The organism is Alistipes onderdonkii, from assembly GCF_025145285.1.
GTDB lineage: Bacteria > Bacteroidota > Bacteroidia > Bacteroidales > Rikenellaceae > Alistipes > Alistipes onderdonkii.
The window spans coordinates 1,147,537-1,166,452 of record NZ_CP102251.1 but is presented as its reverse complement, the minus strand read 5'-3'; the positions used below and the strand labels follow the sequence as shown (position 1 = coordinate 1,166,452).

The 18,916-nt window shown below is 58.7% G+C and carries 15 protein-coding genes; 7 read left to right on the top strand and 8 right to left on the bottom strand.

The annotated features are described in order from the left end of the window. Positions 1–45 precede the first annotated feature (45 nt). The gene (locus NQ559_RS04850; protein WP_162852193.1) at positions 46–195 is read left to right on the top strand and encodes a hypothetical protein; all 150 of its coding nucleotides are present in this window, start codon (positions 46–48) and stop codon (positions 193–195) included. Positions 196–301: 106 nt separating this feature from the next. Continuing rightward, positions 302–691 (top strand): DUF488 domain-containing protein, encoded by a 390-nt coding sequence (locus tag NQ559_RS04845; RefSeq protein ID WP_018696393.1) that lies wholly within the window; start codon positions 302–304, stop codon positions 689–691. Positions 692–882: 191 nt separating this feature from the next. Here the strand turns inward: NQ559_RS04845 and NQ559_RS04840 are convergent, their stop codons facing one another. The 3 genes from NQ559_RS04840 to NQ559_RS04830 form a co-directional block, all read right to left on the bottom strand. Continuing rightward, a complete protein-coding gene (locus tag NQ559_RS04840) occupies positions 883–2,403 on the bottom strand; it encodes an arylsulfatase (RefSeq protein WP_026318470.1) in 1,521 nt (506 codons plus the stop codon). A gap of 261 nt (positions 2,404–2,664) precedes the next feature. Further along, the gene (locus NQ559_RS04835) at positions 2,665–3,249 is read right to left on the bottom strand and encodes an HdeD family acid-resistance protein (protein ID WP_018696391.1); all 585 of its coding nucleotides are present in this window, start codon (positions 3,247–3,249) and stop codon (positions 2,665–2,667) included. 207 nt (positions 3,250–3,456) lie between these two features. Further along, the gene (locus tag NQ559_RS04830) at positions 3,457–4,563 is read right to left on the bottom strand and encodes an MBL fold metallo-hydrolase (RefSeq protein WP_026318469.1); all 1,107 of its coding nucleotides are present in this window, start codon (positions 4,561–4,563) and stop codon (positions 3,457–3,459) included. A 326-nt stretch (positions 4,564–4,889) separates the two neighbouring features. Between NQ559_RS04830 and NQ559_RS04825 the strand changes: the two genes are divergently transcribed. Together NQ559_RS04825 and NQ559_RS04820 are read left to right on the top strand one after the other, a co-directional pair. Then, positions 4,890–7,946 carry a SusC/RagA family TonB-linked outer membrane protein gene (locus tag NQ559_RS04825; protein ID WP_018696389.1) on the top strand — a complete coding sequence of 1,019 codons (3,057 nt, stop codon included), beginning with the start codon at positions 4,890–4,892 and terminating at the stop codon, positions 7,944–7,946. A gap of 5 nt (positions 7,947–7,951) precedes the next feature. Beyond that, positions 7,952–9,574: a SusD/RagB family nutrient-binding outer membrane lipoprotein gene (locus NQ559_RS04820; protein ID WP_018696388.1), complete on the top strand. Its 1,623-nt coding sequence runs from the start codon at positions 7,952–7,954 to the stop codon at positions 9,572–9,574. A gap of 46 nt (positions 9,575–9,620) precedes the next feature. Here NQ559_RS04820 and NQ559_RS04815 read toward each other — a convergent pair whose 3' ends face one another. Together NQ559_RS04815 and NQ559_RS04810 are read right to left on the bottom strand one after the other, a co-directional pair. Beyond that, a complete protein-coding gene (locus tag NQ559_RS04815; protein WP_018696387.1) occupies positions 9,621–12,200 on the bottom strand; it encodes a TonB-dependent receptor in 2,580 nt (859 codons plus the stop codon). Between the two features lie 12 nt (positions 12,201–12,212). Next, positions 12,213–13,088, bottom strand: a complete 876-nt coding sequence (locus NQ559_RS04810; RefSeq protein WP_018696386.1) for a GLPGLI family protein — start codon at positions 13,086–13,088, stop codon at positions 12,213–12,215. Between the two features lie 145 nt (positions 13,089–13,233). Here NQ559_RS04810 and NQ559_RS04805 point away from each other — a divergent pair, with 145 nt between their 5' ends. Together NQ559_RS04805 and NQ559_RS04800 are read left to right on the top strand one after the other, a co-directional pair. Next, positions 13,234–14,724: a sensor histidine kinase gene (locus tag NQ559_RS04805; RefSeq protein WP_018696385.1), complete on the top strand. Its 1,491-nt coding sequence runs from the start codon at positions 13,234–13,236 to the stop codon at positions 14,722–14,724. Next, positions 14,714–15,403, top strand: coding sequence for a response regulator transcription factor (locus NQ559_RS04800; RefSeq protein ID WP_018696384.1), 690 nt, complete (start codon positions 14,714–14,716; stop codon positions 15,401–15,403). The genes NQ559_RS04805 and NQ559_RS04800 overlap by 11 nt, the downstream gene beginning before the upstream one ends. A 73-nt stretch (positions 15,404–15,476) precedes the next feature. On the opposite strand, the gene NQ559_RS04795 is transcribed toward NQ559_RS04800, so the two are convergent. From NQ559_RS04795 to NQ559_RS04785, 3 genes are all read right to left on the bottom strand, one after another. After that, positions 15,477–16,736 carry a BACON domain-containing protein gene (locus NQ559_RS04795; protein WP_026318468.1) on the bottom strand — a complete coding sequence of 420 codons (1,260 nt, stop codon included), beginning with the start codon at positions 16,734–16,736 and terminating at the stop codon, positions 15,477–15,479. Between the two features lie 339 nt (positions 16,737–17,075). After that, positions 17,076–17,648, bottom strand: coding sequence for a DNA-3-methyladenine glycosylase I (locus tag NQ559_RS04790; RefSeq protein ID WP_018696382.1), 573 nt, complete (start codon positions 17,646–17,648; stop codon positions 17,076–17,078). Between the two features lie 335 nt (positions 17,649–17,983). Beyond that, the gene (locus NQ559_RS04785) at positions 17,984–18,190 is read right to left on the bottom strand and encodes a hypothetical protein (RefSeq protein WP_130064584.1); all 207 of its coding nucleotides are present in this window, start codon (positions 18,188–18,190) and stop codon (positions 17,984–17,986) included. 229 nt (positions 18,191–18,419) lie between these two features. Here NQ559_RS04785 and NQ559_RS16075 point away from each other — a divergent pair, with 229 nt between their 5' ends. Next, positions 18,420–18,689 (top strand): hypothetical protein, encoded by a 270-nt coding sequence (locus NQ559_RS16075; protein ID WP_014775536.1) that lies wholly within the window; start codon positions 18,420–18,422, stop codon positions 18,687–18,689. The last annotated feature ends 227 nt before the right edge of the window (positions 18,690–18,916 follow it).

The following is an 18,916-nucleotide window of genomic DNA, read 5'->3' as shown; positions in this document are numbered from 1 at the left end:
GCCGGCGTTTAGTTAGTACAAAGCAAAATTAATAAATAGATGCCTATGGAGGATATTGACAAAAACGAGGTTTCAGACGAAGGCATCTCTGAAGACGAAGATCTTATGATGCGGGAGGTTGTCCAGGGTGACGCAGATCTTTGCTTTTTACACCACTACCTCTCGGAGGTTTTCCGAAATGGAGATAATTTTTAAGGGTTAATTTTTGATGGGGAAGGGCGCCGGGAGGCGCCCTTCATTTTGCCCTCCCCTCACCGATCCCGGAATATTTTTTGCTGCATCCTGATAAAAACCGATCGTTATGACACGGATACGTATCAAGCGGGTTTACGAACCCGAGGCCCCGGAGGACGGCTACCGGGTGCTGGTCGATAAGTTGTGGCCCCGGGGCATCCGCAAGGAGGCGCTCCGCTATGACCTGTGGGCGAAGGAGATCGCTCCGACCCCCGGGCTGCGTACATGGTTCCATGCCGCCCCCGGGGAGCGGTGGGAGGAATTCCGCCGCAGGTATACCGCGGAACTGCGCTCCTCGCCGGCCGTGCGCGACTTCGTCCGCCGGATCGCCGGTAAGGGTACGGTTACGCTGTTGTATGCTTCGAAGAGTGCGGCCGGAAACCATGCGCTGATCCTGCAGGAATACCTCGCGCACGCTACGGCTGCGGAGGAGGTTACAAACGCCCGCTACTCGTAATGCGGGTTTCACCCTGCCCGGGCAGCGGCCGGTAGACGGTGTCTTCCTGCCTTGGAAGCCTGCGGATCACGGGTGGCGGGCATGGCGGTTCCGTCCGGGCGATGGTTCGTGTCCGCTACGGATGAAAAAAGCACCTCGACGGTGCTTTTTCACGTGGCTCTGCCCGTGTTCCCGGAGCTTCTATACCGCTCTTATTTGCGGCCGATCTCCATCCTGAATTTCGGATTGGCGGGTTCGGTATGCGAGGCCGAAACGAACTGCCACATCCGGTCGATAATCTCGGGATGCTGTGCGGCAAGATCGTGCTCTTCGCGCGGGTCGTCTCTCAGGTTGAATAATTCAAAGCGGTCGTTGCCTTCCTTCACACGGCGCAGTAAACCTTTCCATTCGCCCCAGCGGACGGCTACCCAGCCTTTGCTGCCGGGGAACTCCCAATAGAGATATTCGTGCTGCGGTTGCCTGCGCCCTTCGAGGGTCGGCAGGAACGAAATGCCGTCGGTCGCGGGGGGCTCGACGCCGGCCAATTCGCAGAGAGTCGGCATTACATCGGGGAAATAGCCGATATGGTCGCTTACCTGCGGGCGGAGTTTGCCGCCCCACGCCACGATGAAGGGCATCCGGATGCCGCCCTCGCGCAACGACGACTTGCCCCAGCCCTTGCCGCTGCGAAACGGGTGGGCGCTGTCGAACCACTCGCTCGACGAGCAGGAGTTCGACGCCGGGCCGTTGTCGCTCGTAATGACGATTACCGTATTTTCCCAAATGCCGAGCCGTTTGAGTTCGGCGACCAGCCCGCCTATCTGGCGGTCGAAGTAGGTGATCATCGCTGCATAGGTCGCCCGCGGCCACCGCGAGGGGAAATAGCCCTTGCCCTCGATGGGCTGTTCGTCGCCGAATTTACGCACGTAGTATTGTACGTCGGCATCGGGCGCCTGCATCGGGCTGTGGGGGATCGGCGTCGTCCACATCAGGAAGAACGGCCGCTCCTTGTTGGCATTCACGAACCCGAGCACCTGGTCGTACATGGCATCGGGGCTGTATGTGCGCTGCGTGTATTTGTCGTAGCTGCGCGGGTCGTAGGGGTCGGCCCCTGCGTCGAGCGGCGTTCCCGGCGGCAGCAGTTCGTTGTCGAGGTAGACGCGCCGGTCGTTCTGCCACAGGAAGGGCGGGTAGTAGGTGTGCGCTTGCCGCTGGCAAATGCAGCCGTAATAGGTGCCGAAGCCCATTTTATTGGGCGTCCCCTCCGTCGCGGGGCCTCCGACGCCCCATTTGCCGATCATGGCCGTGGCGTATCCGGCCTGCTGCATGACCGAGCCGAGCGTCGGAGTGCCGGCTTCGAGCGGGGCCTGTCCTTCGAGCGTCGAATCGCGCAGCATCGCCTCGTGGTTCCAGACGTCGCCCCGCCATTCCATCTCGTCGTTGGCGCGGATCTGCGCATGGCCGGCGTGCCGCCCCGTCAGCAGGCCGCAGCGTGCCGGCGAAGAGAGCGGTGCCGCAGAGTACATGTCCGTGAAGCGGACGCCGCATTCGCTCAACGCGTCGATGTTGGGAGTCTCGATCTTTTGCTGCCCGTAGCAACCGAAGTCGCCGTAGCCTGCGTCGTCCATCAGGATGAAGATCACGTTGGGACGCGGAGCCGGATTTTCCGTACATCCGGCTGCGGCCAGTGCGGGAATTGCCGTAAGCAATGTCCGGGGGATTGATGTTTTCATGGATTTCTTTTTGGGTTGGTTTTTTGCTGTTAGATGCAAAAATAATAAAATAAGAATAAAAAAAGATTGTAAAAAGAAAGTTTTTTGCGATCTATCTCTGGTCGAAGAAACTCCCCTTTGTTTATCGGGGCGGTCGGGGAGGGGTGTTTTCGGGCGGCGATCGGCTGCCCTGTTCCCTTTGGTGTTTCAGGATTTTGCAGGGCCGGGTACGGAAAAGCCCCTGCCGCGGCAGGGGCTTTTGGGTGATATGTCGTGGCCGCTTTAGCGGTCGCCGAGGCAGCGGTGCGCCCGGTGGAGCTGGAGCGAGAGCGAGCAGGCGGCGACCCCGGCAAAGAGCAGCGAAATGCCGACCCATACGATGACGGCCGTGGTGCCGAATACGAGCGGCTGGAAAAGGATCCAGAGCGAACAGAGCAGCAGCAGGATGCCGCTGAAAATAGTCCAGCCCGACCCGGCGATCTGCATGGCGCCCATGTCGCTGCCGAGCCCGATGGCACCGAACGCACGCAACATGAGCCAGAACCCGAGGAATATCGGGAGCGTAGCGGCCGAAAGCGCGACGTTGAAGATCAGGATGATGCCCAGCACGATCTCGATGATGCCGCCCGCCAGCATCCAGCCGCGTCCGGTGATGAAATGTTTGTTGACCGATGAGAGTACGACTTCGAGGATGCCCGAAATCAGCATCAGCCACCCGAACAGGAGCGACATGCCCAGGTAACTTTGTGTGGGGTAGACGAATACGAGGATGCCGACTACGAACAGGGCGATGCCGATGATAAGCAGCAGCCACCAATAGCGCACGGCGCGTTTCGAATTTTCGATCAGGGTTGAGAAATTTTCCATAGCATACGGATTTTCCCTCCCTGACAGCAATTTACATACCAGAGTTCCCGACGGTTCGATTGGCGGACGGTTGGGCTGGGGTGTACGCCGTACATCCCTTTCGCGGCAGGCGGGCACCTGTCTGCGGGGCTGGGCTGGATGCCCTGCCCCGCGCCCCGGGTGTAGATGCCCGGTGCCGGCCGGAATGCCGGGCTCCGGTTGCCGGGCTCAGGGTACGGGGACGGCTGCGGGTGCATTCCGCAACGGGACTACTTCGCCGATCTCGGGGCGCAGTACATGCAGTGCGGTGTCTGCGGCCAGTGCCGCTTCGGTCGCCAGGGGTTCGTCCCAACGGTGTCTGGCGAGGGCGAACTTGGAGTGGTGGACGGTCATGATCTGCTTGGCACCCAGTTCTTTGGCCGCCAGGGAAAGTTGGTCGGGCATCGTGTGGATGTATTTCCATGCTTCGTTGTACTGTCCGTTTTCGAGGATCGCCAGGTCAATGCCGGGGAACTGCCGGCCGATCTGCGCGAAATGCTTGCCGTAACCGCCGTCTCCGCCCATGTAGACCTGCCGTGCCGGGGTTTCCAGCAGGAACGAGGCCCACAACGTCCGGTTGGGATTGAGTCCGCGTCCCGAAAAGTGCCGCGACGGCAGGCAGTGCACCGCGAACCCGTCGCCGAGCGCAGCCGTTTCGTGCCAGTCGAGTTCGATGATTTTCTCCGGCTCGAAACCCCAGTATTCGAAATGCTCCCCGACGCCGAGCGGGCAGACGACCTTCCCGATCCGGGATTTGAGTTCGGTGACCGTACGGTAGTCGAGGTGATCCCAGTGGTCATGCGTGATGACGAGCAAATCCACGTCGGGCATGTCGCCGGGACGGTAGATGTCGGTGCCCTTGAAAGGCCTGTTGAGGAAGGAGAACGGTGCGGCGGCCCGGAATACGGGGTCGACGAGCACACGCCGCCCTTCGGCTTGGAGCAGGTAGGAGGAGTGCCCGAACCACACCAGCAGGTTGCTGTCCCGATCCAGTGCGCGCAGGTCGGTCTTGAGGGCCGGGACGGCCGCGTCGGGGCGCAGCCCCTCCTTTTTTCGGAACAGGAATTCGAGGATGCCGCTCAGGCGGCTTTTGTCGCCCGTCATCATCGGGCTTGCTTCCAGGTTGCGGAACTGCCCGTCGCGGTAGTTCGGCGATTGCAGGATGCGTTCGAGCCGGCTGCCCCGCGGCAGGCGTCCGAAGGCCGGGAGGTTGAGGATTATCAGGCCGGCGATCGCGGCGGCGAGTATTATTCCTGTCAGGATTCCCATTGTGCGTCTTATTTTCGTGCTGGACATATCGTTTCCCACTGGTTGTACGGTGCAAAGATACCGTTTCCTGCGGAATTGCGGTTATACGGATTACGGTTTGGGTTACCATAATCCCCGAAATCTTCGCCGGCACCCGGAGGGCATCCTGGAAATGCCCCGCTGCATTTTGTCGTGCAAAGGGGGATTCCGGGCTGTTTTGAATGCCGGATAGTCGGAATAGTTGCTAAAATTTCCATTTATTATACGATTTATATGCCAATTTTTATAATTTTGTACTTAATTGTTCCATAATAGTGATGCCTTTTACGTATTGTCTGAGAAAATTGTGGCCGCTGCACAGGGGATGGAAGTGCATGGCGGCCCTGCTTGCCTGCCTGTGCCTGTTGCCGGACATGGCGGCGCATGCCCAGTCCCCGCCCCGGAAGGTGGTTGTCAACGGCCGTGTCGCCGATGAATCGGGCGATCCCGTCGCCGGGGCTACCATTGTCGAACGGGGTACCTCGAACGGGGTCGCGACCCTTTCCGAAGGCGAATTCTCGATCGCCGTCCTGCCCGGTGCCGTGCTCGATGTCTCGTGTCTGGGGTATATCGACCAGAGTATCGGGACGGGAACCCGTACCGAATTCGAAATCGTGTTGCAGGAGGATGTGAAGGCGATCGCCGAGGTGATCGTGACGGCGCTGGGGCTCGAACGCAACTATGCCGACCTGACCTATTCGGCCGATAAGATCAGGGGGTCGCAGCTCACGGCGGTGAAGGATCCCAACTTGATCCTGTCGCTTTCGGGCAAGTCGGCCGGCGTGCAGGTGAACAAGAACTCGTCGGGTGCGGGCGCTTCGGCCAAGGTAAGCATCCGCGGCGTGCGGTCGGTCGCCAGCGACAACCAGCCGCTCTATGTGGTCGACGGTATGCCCATTCTCAATTCGACCCCCGAGCAGGCCTACTCGGCCATAGGCGGTGTGGCCGATGCCGGGAACCGCGACGGCGGCGACGGCATCTCGAATCTCAATGCCGAGGATATCGAGAGCGTCTCGATCCTCAAGGGTGCCCCGGCCGCCGCCTTGTACGGCAGTCAGGCCGCCAACGGCGTGATCCTCATTACGACCAAAAAGGGCAATGCCCGCAAACAGCAACCCGTGACGTTCACTTCGAACCTTACGCTCCAGTCCCCCTTCAGCCTGCCTGCGTTCCAGAACCGCTACGGGGTGAGCGGCGGGGTGGAAAGCTGGGGCGCCCGTGCGCGGATGAAGACCTACGACAATGCGGGCGACTTTTTCCGGACGGGGATCACGGCGATGAATGCGGTCTCGGTTTCCTCCGGGTCGGAACAGGTGCAGAACTATTTTTCCTATGCCAATACGGCCGAGCGGGGAATCACGGGTTCGAACCGCCTGATGCGCCATAACTTCAACCTGCGCACCACGACCGGGCTTTTCCGGCAACGGCTCAAGCTCGACGGGAATATCAGCTTCATGCGCCAGGTGGTCGAGGACAAACCCGTGCCGGGCGGTTTCTATATGAACCCGCTGGTCGGGCTTTACCGCTTCCCCCGCGGGGTGGATATCACGCCTTACCGGGAGCATTTCGAGGTCTATGACGCCGGCCGCAAACTCAATGTCCAGGATTGGATCGCCCCGAGCGACGATTTCGAGCAGAACCCCTACTGGGTTGTCAACCGCATCCGCAGCAGGAGCCTGCGCAACCGGGTCATGGCCTCGTTTACGGCCGACTGGAAGGTGAACGGCTGGCTGCGGCTCAAGGCGCGCGGCAATGTGGACTATGTGAATGACAAGGTGCGGCAGAAATTCTATGCTTCGACGGCGCCTGCGCTGGCCGGTGCCAACGGACGCTATATCGAGAGCAGCTACTCGGAAACCCTGTTCAACGGCGAAGTGCTGGCGATGTTCGACAAACGCCTCTCCCCGGACTGGGAGTTCAGCGCGACCGCAGGTGCGGGGCTGAACGACCGGACGGTCAATTCGCTGCGCATCGATTCCAAGACGGCGTCGCTCTATTTCCCCAATGTGTTCAACGTCGCCAATATCGTCATGAACGGTTCGGCCTATGTCGACGAACAGATCGATGCGCGGCGCCAGACGCAGTCGCTTTTCGCCACGGCGTCGTTCAAGTATGCCGGAAGCCTCAATTTCGAAGTCACGGGACGCAACGACTGGGCATCGACGCTCGCCTACACCTCCCACGAAGGCAGCGGGTTCTTCTATTATTCGGCAGGCGCATCGTGGGTGATCGACAAGATGTTCGAACTGCCCCAGTGGATCTCGTTCGCCAAGGTTCGCCTGACATGGAGCCGCGTGGGGAACGACATCCCCATGTTCATCACCAACCCCAAATCGCACGTTACGGCCGGCGGGGGCATCAATGCCGCCGACGCCGCCCCCGGCACCGACCTCAAACCGGAGATGACCAACGCCCTCGAGGCGGGGCTCGAATGGCGGTTCCTCGACGACAGGCTGGGCATCAACCTGACCTACTACAAGACCAATACGCACAATCAGTTCTTCAAACTTCCGGCCCTTTCGGGCGAGGCGTACGCCTACCGTTACGAGAATGCGGGCAATATCGAGAACCAGGGGGTCGAAGTGTCGCTGAGTGCCTACCCGGTCTACGGCGGTGCGCTGACCTGGCAGTCGACGGTGAATTTCGCACATAACAGGAACCGCGTGATAAAACTCCACGACGAGCTGCGCGAATATGTCTACGGCCCGTCGAGTTTTTCATCGTCCTATGCCATGAAACTCATCGAGGGCGGTTCGATCGGCGATATTTACGGGCGGGCGTTCGAGCGCGACGCAATGGGGAGGATCGTCTACGAGGCCGAAGGCGATTCCGCAGGGTTGCCCCGCACCGTGGGCGACGGCAATACGGTGAAGGTCGGCAATGCCAATCCCGTGTTCTCGCTCTCCTGGGGCAACACGTTCTCTTATAAGGGGATGTCGCTGTCCGTGCTGCTGGACTGCCGCTATGGCGGACGGCTCTTGTCACAGACGATGGCCGACATGGATTCCTACGGGGTGTCGGCCGCGACGGCCGATGCCCGCGACCGGGGCTGCGTGATGCTCGAAGGGCAGCGGATCGACGACGTGAAGGGTTTTTACAAACTGGTCGGCGGCCGCGCAGGCGTGACCGAGTATTACATGTACGATGCGACGAATATCCGGCTCCGCGAACTGGCGGTGTCCTACGCGTTGCCGCAGCGCCTGATGCGCCGCACACGGGTATTCAGCGGCATGACCGTGTCGCTGGTGGCGCGCAACCTTTTCTTTATCTACAACGCCGCGCCGTTCGATCCCGACCTCGTCCTTTCGACGGGCAACGACAACCAGGGGATCGACGTCTACGGCATGCCGACCGTACGGAGCATCGGCTTCAACATAAAACTGGAGTTCTGAGTATCATGAAGCGTTTTTACATATATCTGTTCGCCGGATTCTGCACAGCCTTTTGGGGGGCCTGCACGGGAAATTTCCGGGATATGAACGACGACCTCTCGGGGATTTCGGATGAGGATCTCGAGGCCGACGACAACGGCTTCGGATACCGCCTGCAGATCGTACAGCAGGGGATTTATTTCAACTACGATTTCGGCAAGGGCAAGAACTGGCCGTTCCAGATGACGCAGAACCTCAATGCCGATATGTTCTCGGGCTATATGCACGATCCCAAACCGTTGCAGGGCGGCAGCCACAACTCCGATTACAACCTGCAGGACGGCTGGAACAGCGCCATGTGGCAGTTCACCTACTCCTACGTCATGCCCCAGATTTACCAGTTGGAGCAGACGACACGCGAAAAGTTGCCGCCGTTCTATGCCATAACGAAGATACTCAAAGTCCTGGCCATGCACCGCGTGACGGACTACTACGGGCCGGTGATATACAGCCATTTTGCCGACCGCGGCAACGAATACGTGCCCGACAGCCAGCAGCAGGTCTACGGTTGTTTCTTCGACGACCTGGACGAGGCGGCGGACATTCTTGCGGCATGGGTCGAGGAGCAGCCCGAGGCCGGCGGGTTTTCCAGGTTCGACCTGCTGCTCGACGGCAGCTATACGGCCTGGCTCCGTTTTGCCAACTCCCTGCGCATGCGCCTTGCCGTGCGTATCGCCGTTGCTGCGCCCGAAAAGGCCCGTGCGGAATTCCGGAAGGCGGCGCAGGCGGCCGGAGGGGTGATCGAGACCAGTATGGAGAATGTCGCCGTGAAGACCTCGGGTACCTATTCCAATCCGCTGGGCGAGATCAACCTGAACTGGAACGAGGCGGCCATGAACGCTTCGATGGAATCCGTCCTGACCGGGTACGGGGATCCGCGGCTGCCAAAGTTTTTCAAGCCCTGCGGCAGCGACGTGGTCATTGCCGGCGATGCGGGCGACGGGACGGTCGCCCTGAAGGGGCAATACCATGGAATCCGTCAGGGGACGGGTTTCTCGCATAATTATTACGCGGCATTTTCCCGCCTTACGGTGGATACGGATACCGATGCCGTCCTGATGACGGCGGCCGAGGTGTGGTTCCTGCGTGCCGAAGCGGCATTGCGCGGCTGGACGGACGAAGATGCGGAGCTCTGTTACCGCAACGGCGTTGCGGCATCGTTCACGCAATGGCAGCTGTCCGGGGCCGAACACTATCTGGAGAGCGACGCCATGGCGGCCGATTACCACGATCCGGTAGACCCGGGGAACGACATTGCCGCCCGGTGCCGCGTGTCGCCCCACTGGGATGCGACGGCGGACGACGAACTGAAGCTCGAGCGGATCATCACCCAAAAATGGATTGCCATGTATCCCGAAGGGTGCGAGGCCTGGGCCGAACAGCGGCGGACGGGATATCCTCGCCTGTTCCCCGTGCGTCTGAACCACAGCAAGGGCTATATAGATACCGAAACGATGATCCGCCGGCTGCCGTTCCCGGCCGCGCTGGCGACGTCCGATCCCGAGCAGTATGCGGCGCTCGTCGCGGAACTCGGCGGCGGAGACCACGGTGGGACGCGCCTGTGGTGGGACGCGGGGCGCAATTTCTGATCCGGAAGCCCCGGACTGGCCCGGGCGTTGCGTCGTGCGGCGGTTGTCAGAATTTCCAGCTTGCGCCCAGCAGGATATTGCGCGGGCGGATGGCATAGCGGTAGGAGCCCGAGCTTACTCCGTCGAAGGTCGTATAGGCATATTCTTCGCGGCCGAAAAGGTTTGCGGCGGTCGCCGTAGCTTCCCATTTCCCGTTTATTTTCCAGCGCAGCGATGCGTCGGCCAGTAGCAGATGCTTGCTCCGGTCGGCCGAAAGCTGCGAGTAATAGTGCTCCGCCGTGAATTGGATTACCCATTTCTTCGACGGTACGAGGTTTACGGTCAGCCGCTGGTTGAAATCGTGCCGCCCGTCGGGCTCCCGGCCGCGGATGGAGAGTGTTGTATAGCGGTATTCCAGCCAGTATTCGGTGTTTACCCAGGCGGCGAACCGGAAGTTGAAACGCGGCGCGACGGTCAGGGTGGAATTTTCATAGGAGGTCGGCACCTCTTCCAGCAGCAGTTCCGTGCCGCTGAGGTTGTAGCCGACGTTCAGGCCTGCCTGACCGTTGAGGGCGTCGATATTCTGGCTGACGTCGCCCGACAGGTACCATGACCGCACGCGGTTCGAGCTGCGCACGTAGTAGTTTACGATATAGTCGCCGTCGAAGCGCTGCGCAGGCAGGAACGGCAGGTCGTTCCACGAACGTACCGCGAGCAGGCTGGCGAAGAACCCGCCGATCGGGTTCTTGTAGGCGATGCCTGCCGAGAGGCTGCGTTGCAGCGCCTGCCGGTATTCGTTTACGCCGCAGAGCACCGAACGGTAGTTGCGCAGGACGGCGCCGTTGCCTATGCGGCTGTCGTCCGCCGCGTCGCGGCCGACCGTACCCGATGCCGAAAGCGAAAGGTGTCCCGTGGGGCTCCATTTCACCGCGAAGCGGGGCTTCCAGGTGAAAATGCCCGCCGGGGTTCGGCTGCCGTCGATCCTGTCGTGCAGTCCATAGCGGCGGTAACCTGCCGGCAGGTCGAGCGTCAGCCGCAGCCGCTGCGAGCGGTAGGTGATGCCCGGCTGGAGGTAGACGCCCGCGTAGCCGGCCGAAAGGGCGTTCGCGGTGCCTGTCCCGAGTCCGGTGCCCGTCAGGTCTGTTACGAGCCCCCGGAAGAGTGCCGAAACTCCGCCTTTGAAGGCGAAGGCGAACCGCCCGGCCTGCGTGCCGAATGCCGCGTTGTGGTTCATGTAAAAAGCGCGGTCGGCGATCGTCTGCCGCTGGCTGCCCGTTTCGCGCACCACATCGAGCGACTGGGGGCGGGTAAGGTATTTCAGGTAGGAGGTGACGGTGAGCGAACGTGTGCCGGTGCGCCGGATATATTTCAGGTCGTTTTCGATGCCGTAGGCCGGGGCCACGGCACGCTGGCGGTTGGGGTAGCTGCCCGAGAGCACGGCACGGATGTCGTTCCATGCCAGCGAAGCTTCGAGTTTTTCCTGCATGTAGAACCGCTCGGTGTTGGCTTTCAGTGCGATGCGTGCCGAAAGCTGTTGCCGGCACGAAGCGGCCGACTCCTGCTCGGTGTCCACGCGCGTGCCGTCCGCCAGGTACCAGCTTTGCCGGGCGGCGCGATCCGAGGCCAGGCGGTCGTAACCCCAAGTGAGCGAGCTGCTGAGCTGGTAGTCCTCGGAGAGTTTGCGCAGGTTGTTCAGCCCGGCCATGTGCGAGCGGTTGAAGCGCGTGCGTGTATCGTCGAGCGGCGCGGACGAAGTGCCGACCGAAAGGTGTGCGGCGGGATTGTAGTCGTTGGCTCCGCCGTTGAGGATGTCCTCGACCGAAAGCCGTTCGGTCTCGGCCGAGGGGTTTTGCCCTGTGTTGTCGGTTTTGAGGTTGACCATCGACTGCCCCCGGGCACCGATGCGCATGGCGAAGAGCGCGCCGTTCCACAACGCCGGCGACCAGCCCGCACCGCCGCGCAGCGTCCCCGTCCAGCGGGCTTTGGCATGCGGTTTCAGCCGGAGGTTGATGGCTGCGCGGTCGCTGAATACGATGTCCTTGAGCGCCTTGATCGGCTGGTGGTTCTCCATCACTTCGACGCTCGCCACGTCCTGCGGCGCGATGTTGTTGGTCGCCTGTCCGTAACGGCCGTCGAGCATGTCCAGCCCTTCGATGTAAAAGTTGTTGATCGGCTGGCCGTTGTAGCGTATCTCGCCCGATTTCGCCACCTCGATGCCCGGCATCTTGCGCAGTACGTCGGCGATCGAGCGGTCTTGCGCCTCGGTGAAGCGCGACACGTTGTAGCTTACGGTGTCGCCCCGGAAGCTCAGCCGCGGGGCGCGGATCGTCACCTCGCGGATGTCGGTCGTCTCGGGCGTCAGCAGCACGAGCATCCGCCCGGCGTTGGCCGGAACCGACTGCCGGCGGTAGCCCATCGTCGAGAAGTCGAGCTGCGCGGTTGTCCCGTCCCCGCGCGGCCTGAGCACGAAATCGCCCGAGGCCGAGGTAGTCGTGTAACCCAGCGGCTTGCCCAGGGAGTCCCGCGCCGTGACGATGGCCCCGGCGACGGGCGCCCCGTCCTCCTTGTCGGCCACGTGGCCCGTGTACTCCTGGGCCTGGGCGGTGATTGCGCCCAGCAACCAAAGCAGGGTCAGCAGGTACTTCATCGCGCCGCGGGGCTATTCTGTTTCCAGCGGATTGTATTCGCGGAGCAGGTCGGCACCCTCGCGCGGCGTCCCGTCCTCGTTCCTTACCGTGATCCTGATGTTCGAATTGGCCTGCATGTAGCCGATCGGGTCGGTCATGAATTTGCGCTCGGTGGCCATGAATTTTTTGCGTGAGGTCGTCAGGTAGTTCAGGTCGGCCATCGTCACCGGAACTTCGGCGCGGCGGATCCCGGTCGCCTCGAAGCGGATGATGCCCCCGTCGTCGCCCGTGTCGTTCACGGCCAGGATCAGTCCGGGCAGCCCGCGGAATTTCCAGGGGCCGGTGGCGAGCGGGAGCTCCTCGGTGTACCAGGCTTCGTAATCGCGCCCGCGGAAGCGGCAGGTCGCACGGCGGCAGTCGTAACCGATGACCTCGCGCGTCCCGTCGCGGAGCGTCCACTCGATTTCGGGCAGCGGCTCGGTGTAGAGCATGTTGTCCCGTGAGATCTTGTCGGTGCAGGTCATCTCGCCTGCGGGGTAGTTCTGGAATACGACGGCCTCCAGGCCGCCCTTGAAGTTGCCCACGTTGGCCAGCACCTGCTCGGCCGGGGTGATGCGCAGCAGCGAGTCCCGCTGGAGCGTCTTGTAGGAGAAGAATTTCGTAACCTTCCCGCCGGCCTGCAACAGCAGCAGATCCTGCATCGGCTTCTCTCTGTCGGGGCGCCGCAGCCACTCCATGCGGTAGCTCACTTCGAGCGTGGCGGTGTCCAGCACGGTCTGTGGTATGTCGCCCGTTTCGAGGGCCTGTGCCCCGCCGTCGGTCGAGTAGGAGATGACGGTCTGCGCCCGTCCTGCGGTTGCGGCTGCCAGCGCGGCGGCGATGATAAGGAAGGTGAGTTTTGTTTTCATGGCTTCGGTGTGTTGGTTTACGGTGCAATATTACCCCGAAAAACGAAGGGCGATGGTTAATGCCGCGTTAAGAAGTGTTAAATAATGTTAACGCCGGCGGCAGGAGTGTTTTTATTCGTATTTTTGCGGTATAAACCCCTCGGCCGTGGATAAGAACCGTTTCAGAAATATCTCGTTCTGCGCGATCGGCGCCCTGCTGGCGCTGGCCCTCGTGCAGGCGTGGAGCCTGTGGCGGATGTATGCCGACCGTGCGGAGGAGTTTTCGCGCAAGGTGACGCTCGCCATGAACCGCGCGGCGTACGACGACCTGCTGATAGGTAACCGGCGCCGGACGTCGCAGACCCGGACGTCGGTCGTGACGACGGGCAATATCGACTCCGTGAGGACGGATATGATCGGTGCGATCTCGGTGGAGAACCTCGGAACTGCCGGCAAGGTGATCTCCCTCAGGCCGAAGGTCGACACGGTGCGGACGAATATCGCCCTGCGCCGCGGCGACAAGACCCGTTATATTTATCAGGAGGTGTATATGCCTTCGTTCACGGCCCTCCAGTTCAACCTGTCCCGCTACGACTCCCTGCTGACGCGTTACCTGGCCGATGCCGGCATCGGCCTGCCCTACAGCGTCGACGTGATCCGCGGCCGGGACGGCGGCGATGTTGCCGAAATCCGGCTCGACAGCCTGGCGGCGCGGACAACGGGGGCGGAACGGGAGGAGGCGGTCATCGCTTCGCAGAAGGATGCTCCGCAGATACGGAATCCGAAGGTGTTCACCTCGCGCGTTACCACGGACGACAAGCTGCTTTTCCGGGTGAAGATCGAAAACCCCCACCGGGAACTGCTGCGCGAGCTGTTCGGCATTATTCTCACCTCGGTGCTCATGCTGCTCGTCGTCGCGTTCGTGGTCATCTACCTGTTGCGGACGCTGTTCCGGCAGAAGACGCTCGAGGAGATGAGGATGGATTTCACGCACAATATCACCCATGAGCTGAAGACCCCGATCGCCGTGGCCTATGCGGCCAACGACGCGCTGGAGAATTTCGGGGCGGCCGACGATGGGGTGCGGCGTGCGAAGTACCTGGGTGTGATCCGCAGCCAGCTGACGGCTTTGTCGGAGATGGTCGAGCGCATCCTCACCATGTCGCGCGAGGAACGCGAGGATTTCACGCTCCGCTGCGAGCGGATCCCCCTGGCCGGGATGCTCGGGGTGCTGGCCGAGAAGTTCCGGATGCAGGCGGCCAAACCCGCACGGGTTACGGTGGATGTTTCACCCGAAGGGCTGACTGCCTTCGCCGACCGCTTCCACCTCTCGCATGCCCTGGACAACCTGGTCGACAATGCCCTGAAATATTCCGGCGAGGAGGTGCATATCCGCATTTCGGCCGGGCGGGACGGCGGCCGGGTCGTCCTGCGCGTCGCCGACGACGGCGTGGGCATCCCGCGTGCTGCGCAGGCGCATATCTTCGATAAGTTCTACCGCGTGCCTACGGGCGACATTCACAATGTCAAGGGCTTCGGCCTCGGGCTGTATTACGTCGGGCTGATCGCCGCCAAACACGGCGGCTCGGTCGCAGTGGAGAGCACCGAGGGGCGCGGTACGACTTTCACCCTGATACTTCCGGACGATGGGCGATAAGATCAGACTGCTGCTCGTAGAGGACGAGCAAACCCTCGCGGGGATCATTGCCGATACCCTTTCCGAAAAGGGGTTCGAGGTGACGGTCGCCCATGACGGCGAGGCCGGGTTGCGGGCGTTCCGCGGGTCGCGCCCCGATGTGGTCGTGTCGGATGTCATGATGCCTTGTATGGACGGGTTCACCTTCGTCGGGCGTCTGCGCCGCGAGGCGCCCGGGGTGCCTGTGCTTTTCCTTTCGGCGCGCTCGGCGGCCGAGGACGTGGTGCAGGGATTCGAGACCGGGGGCAACGATTACCTGCGCAAGCCCTTTGCCATGAGCGAGCTGATCGTGCGGGTCAGGGCGCTTGCCGGGCGTGCGGGCGTCGGGAAAGCGCGTACGGAACGTCTGTTCGAACTGGGGCGTATGCGTTTCGATGCCGAGCGCCAGCGGCTCTCGTGCGACGGCGTGGTGACGGAACTTTCGGCCCGCGAATCCGAAGTGCTGCAATACCTCTGCCGGAATGCAGGCGAGATCGTGCCGATGAAAACCCTGCTGGTGAATATCTGGGGCGACGATTCGTTTTTCAATGCCCGCAGCCTGCATGTCTTCATCACCCGCCTGCGCCACCGCCTTGCGGCCGACCCGTCGATCCGGTTGGTGAACGTGCGGGGAGTGGGGTATAAGCTGCTGATGCGCTGAGGCGGGGATTGCCGCACTGTATTGAAACCGGAATTTATTCCCTCTCCGGTTGCCTTTTCCGAAGGGATCCGGTTTACGGCAATGCAAATTCTATGACTAAATTTCCAACCTGATTGTTGGATAGTTTATTTGTGGTGAACCCTAAAGGCGTGATATTCAGCGAGCCGATCTCGTTCACGAATCTTCCGATCAGTTCGCTGCCGCCCGTAACCGTTTGCGGGTTGTTGCCTTTGTCGAAATAGACATAATAGACGAGAAGATCGGCTTTAACCTGAATGTCATCCGCACTCAACTTTTCCTTTTTGATAATTTTATCAACAACGCTTATTGCCTTCGTATATTCCTGGTCTGTCTCAACGAAAAGCAAAGACATTCGGCCAAAGGTCATGTGGGTAATATAGGACATATCGGGCAGTTGTTCCTCGCTGATTGTTTCTCGGATTAATTTATCAGGATAGTCCATCATAATAGTAAACATTTCCCGGGAATAGTTATAGAAAAACCCCGTCCGTTTCCCCATTTCTTTTTCGGTGTAGGGTTTCCCGCTTAGCAGTTCATCGAGGTTGAGGCCCAGGTTGCCTACCCCCAGCAGGTGCAGATGCCTGTGTGAGTGGTATTGCAAAGGGCCGATATAGTTGAATTGCTGACTTTGAGCTGGTAATTCGGAGGTTATTTGCTGCACCATTTCATTCATACCGTCGAACGTGGGCAGCATTTCCTTTTCATAAAACTTCCCATTGATAGAGGCGCTGATGTTAATCGGGTTGTAAGTATATTGGTCGTAGACCGTCAATGTCCGGTTGTCAGTATGGCAGTTAATCAAATGTCCCGGATAAACCTGCGTCCTGAACGCCGGGTTTACAAATGACTGTTCGGCCGAAAGCCGGTATTTGCGCGTGACATTGTCCGGCAGGAGGTCGTATTTGTTATCGTTGAATTTATTAACTGCGAACGTGTGCCACTGCAAAGGGTCGTATTCCGGTTTTTTTTGCCCGGCTTGGGAAACGAACAGGTCGGCGGTTGTCAGTTTGTACCTGTCATGCGGGCAGGCAAGCGTTATTGTTGCCTCGCGCGGATTTTCCGTGTCGTTCGGCAACACCTCTATATCCAGATACTCAGCGTTATCCGCAACGGCCTTTTCGATAATGCACCATTGCGGAATATTTCGGATAGTCCAGTCGCAGTTGGCCGAAACTGCTATACGTTGCTGAATCCCGGAATAATCTGCCCTGATTTCATCTTCATCGAGGGTGATGTAATACTTCTGCTCCGGTTCATCGTCGTGACAGGCTGCGCAGCAGAGTGCCAAAAAGAAAAGACCCCAATGTTTCATCCTAAAAAGTGTTTTAGTTAAACGATTGGGGGAAGAGGCAGATTGAAAATATGCGTATCCCTGTGCGGTGTTGCCCGCATCGGTCATAAGGGTTGGTTTCAGTTTCCCCCCCCCTCGGATTTCGATTTAAAGGTATGAAATAAACACGCATTTGCAAAATAAATCTGCAATTTCCGCCCAATACGGGGATGGAAGGCTTCTGGGGTTTATCGGCTTGCGATTCGCATTTGTCCGGCCTGCCGCCCGCAAAAAAGTCTCCCAGGGAGAAGACTTCGATGTGCGGATAAAGGAAAACACCGCATGGCTTTTCAGCAGCCTGACTGTCAATCTATGTGTTATTTATCTTTTTCGGCAAATGCAGTCCGTCAGGTGATCGTCGATAAATCCTGCCGCCTGCAGGTGGGCGTAACAAATCGTGCTGCCGAAGAATTTGAATCCCCGTTTTTTCATGTCTTTGCTCATGGCATCGGATTGGGGCGAGGATACCGGAATCTCGCTCAACGACCGGAAGGTGTTGGTAATCGGCTTCCGGTCGGGAAAGAACGACAGGGTGTAGTTGTAGAAACTGCCGAACTCTTCCTGTATGGCGAGGAATAGCCTTGCGTTTGTGATTGTGGATTTGATTTTCAACCGGTTTCTTACAATGCCGTCGAACCGCATCAGCCGTTCGACGTCGTGGTCGGTCATTTGTGCCACCCGTCCGGCGTCGAAATCGCAGAAGGCCTTGCGATACCCCTCACGCTTTCTGAGTATCGTTATCCAACTCAACCCGGCCTGGGCGCTCTCCAGGACAAGAAATTCGAACAACGTCTTGTCGTCGGTCACCAATTTCCCCCACTCCTGGTCATGGTATTTCACATACAGCTCGTCGGTTCCGCACCAGCCGCACCGTCCGTTTATCATGTCCTGCATAGTCATAATGTTTACAATTCGAAGTAAAGATAACCGATTCCCGGCTTCGTGCCAAATTTTAAGCTCGCTTCGACCCGTTATGGGTTGTCATATTGCAAACGTTGCGATGAAAAGAATCCGAATTGGCAGGAGCGAAACGTGCTTTTATCGGAACAGCTTTGCTCCGAAGGAAGATCGTAAATTCGATTGTAAGGTGTTGATATACAGATTAAAATTTTCTTGTTTGCGCAAATTCGCTCACAAAAAAAGTCTCCCAAAGGAGACTGAAAAGTGCGGATAAAGGTGCTCCTGCACATTTGTAAGCCTAATGTATATCAACGGTTTGCAACGGTTTTCTATGCTTTATTCCCGCGTCGCCTACCGTCTTTTTGCATGGTCTTGCGCCCGCCTGCCCGTTTCGCCTGCGCCGTCGCCGTATCTCCTTGCATGACAGTACAAATATAGCGATTTTCGGCGAAAAAACCAAATGCGAAGACTTTTGGAGATGCAGGCGGATTTTTATCGTCAAATTGAGCATTATTCGTATTGTTAATATTATGCATTAATAGTTGGTTGTTTGAATGAAATTATGTGAATCGTATCAAGCTCGATTTATGTTCGATATCGATTTTATAAATGAAAAAATAATTTGCGTCATAAGATGACATAAATAAACATTATCTTTGTATTCATAATATAGTCTTAGTCATCACTTAAAACTTTACAATATGGACAGGCTGGGGTATAGTCAGATAAATTTTTTGTTCATTCTAACTTTAATACAAAGAGACGATGGACAAAAGAAACAAACTTTGGAGGAGAGAACAACAGAACCGGGTGTTTAAAGCTCGCATGGTTTATCATGCCGCTTGCGGGTGTGGAATCAAGAAAGCGGATGGTAACTGGAATAGACATCCTCATTGGTTCGAGTTGGCAAGGGTGAAATGGATGCAGATCTACAAAAAAACAGGAACGCCATGCAGTTGTTGGTTGTGCCGAGGAGAGAAGTATGATCGCAGGGGATATGTAAAGGAAACATTGCGGATTATAGCCGAAGCATAGACAGATTCGTATGCGTCACTTTGAAATTTAGTATTGTCAATATGTTGAATAATTTAATATTTAGAGCCTCATAAGTGTTTAATCGACTCGTAGAAAGTTACGGGTCAAACCTTATGAGATCATGAGCAGAAGCAGGAAACGAACACCCGTCAGCACGATCGCGTGTTGCAAGTCGCAGAAAAAGGACAAGCAGTTATGTAACCGTCTTTTTCGTAGCCGATCCAAAC

Coding starts and splice junctions, on each gene's coding strand:
- NQ559_RS04815 (WP_018696387.1), bottom strand. CDS start 12,200: ATGAAGTACCTGCTGACCCTGCTTTGGTTGCTGGGCGCAATCACCGCC.
- NQ559_RS04785 (WP_130064584.1), bottom strand. CDS start 18,190: ATGCATAATATTAACAATACGAATAATGCTCAATTTGACGATAAAAAT.
- NQ559_RS04795 (WP_026318468.1), bottom strand. CDS start 16,736: ATGAAACATTGGGGTCTTTTCTTTTTGGCACTCTGCTGCGCAGCCTGT.
- NQ559_RS04825 (WP_018696389.1), top strand. CDS start 4,890: ATGGCGGCCCTGCTTGCCTGCCTGTGCCTGTTGCCGGACATGGCGGCG.
- NQ559_RS04830 (WP_026318469.1), bottom strand. CDS start 4,563: ATGTCCAGCACGAAAATAAGACGCACAATGGGAATCCTGACAGGAATA.
- NQ559_RS04810 (WP_018696386.1), bottom strand. CDS start 13,088: ATGAAAACAAAACTCACCTTCCTTATCATCGCCGCCGCGCTGGCAGCC.
- NQ559_RS04790 (WP_018696382.1), bottom strand. CDS start 17,648: ATGCAGGACATGATAAACGGACGGTGCGGCTGGTGCGGAACCGACGAG.
- NQ559_RS04840 (WP_026318470.1), bottom strand. CDS start 2,403: ATGAAAACATCAATCCCCCGGACATTGCTTACGGCAATTCCCGCACTG.
- NQ559_RS04820 (WP_018696388.1), top strand. CDS start 7,952: ATGAAGCGTTTTTACATATATCTGTTCGCCGGATTCTGCACAGCCTTT.
- NQ559_RS16075 (WP_014775536.1), top strand. CDS start 18,420: ATGGACAAAAGAAACAAACTTTGGAGGAGAGAACAACAGAACCGGGTG.
- NQ559_RS04850 (WP_162852193.1), top strand. CDS start 46: ATGGAGGATATTGACAAAAACGAGGTTTCAGACGAAGGCATCTCTGAA.
- NQ559_RS04835 (WP_018696391.1), bottom strand. CDS start 3,249: ATGGAAAATTTCTCAACCCTGATCGAAAATTCGAAACGCGCCGTGCGC.
- NQ559_RS04845 (WP_018696393.1), top strand. CDS start 302: ATGACACGGATACGTATCAAGCGGGTTTACGAACCCGAGGCCCCGGAG.
- NQ559_RS04800 (WP_018696384.1), top strand. CDS start 14,714: ATGGGCGATAAGATCAGACTGCTGCTCGTAGAGGACGAGCAAACCCTC.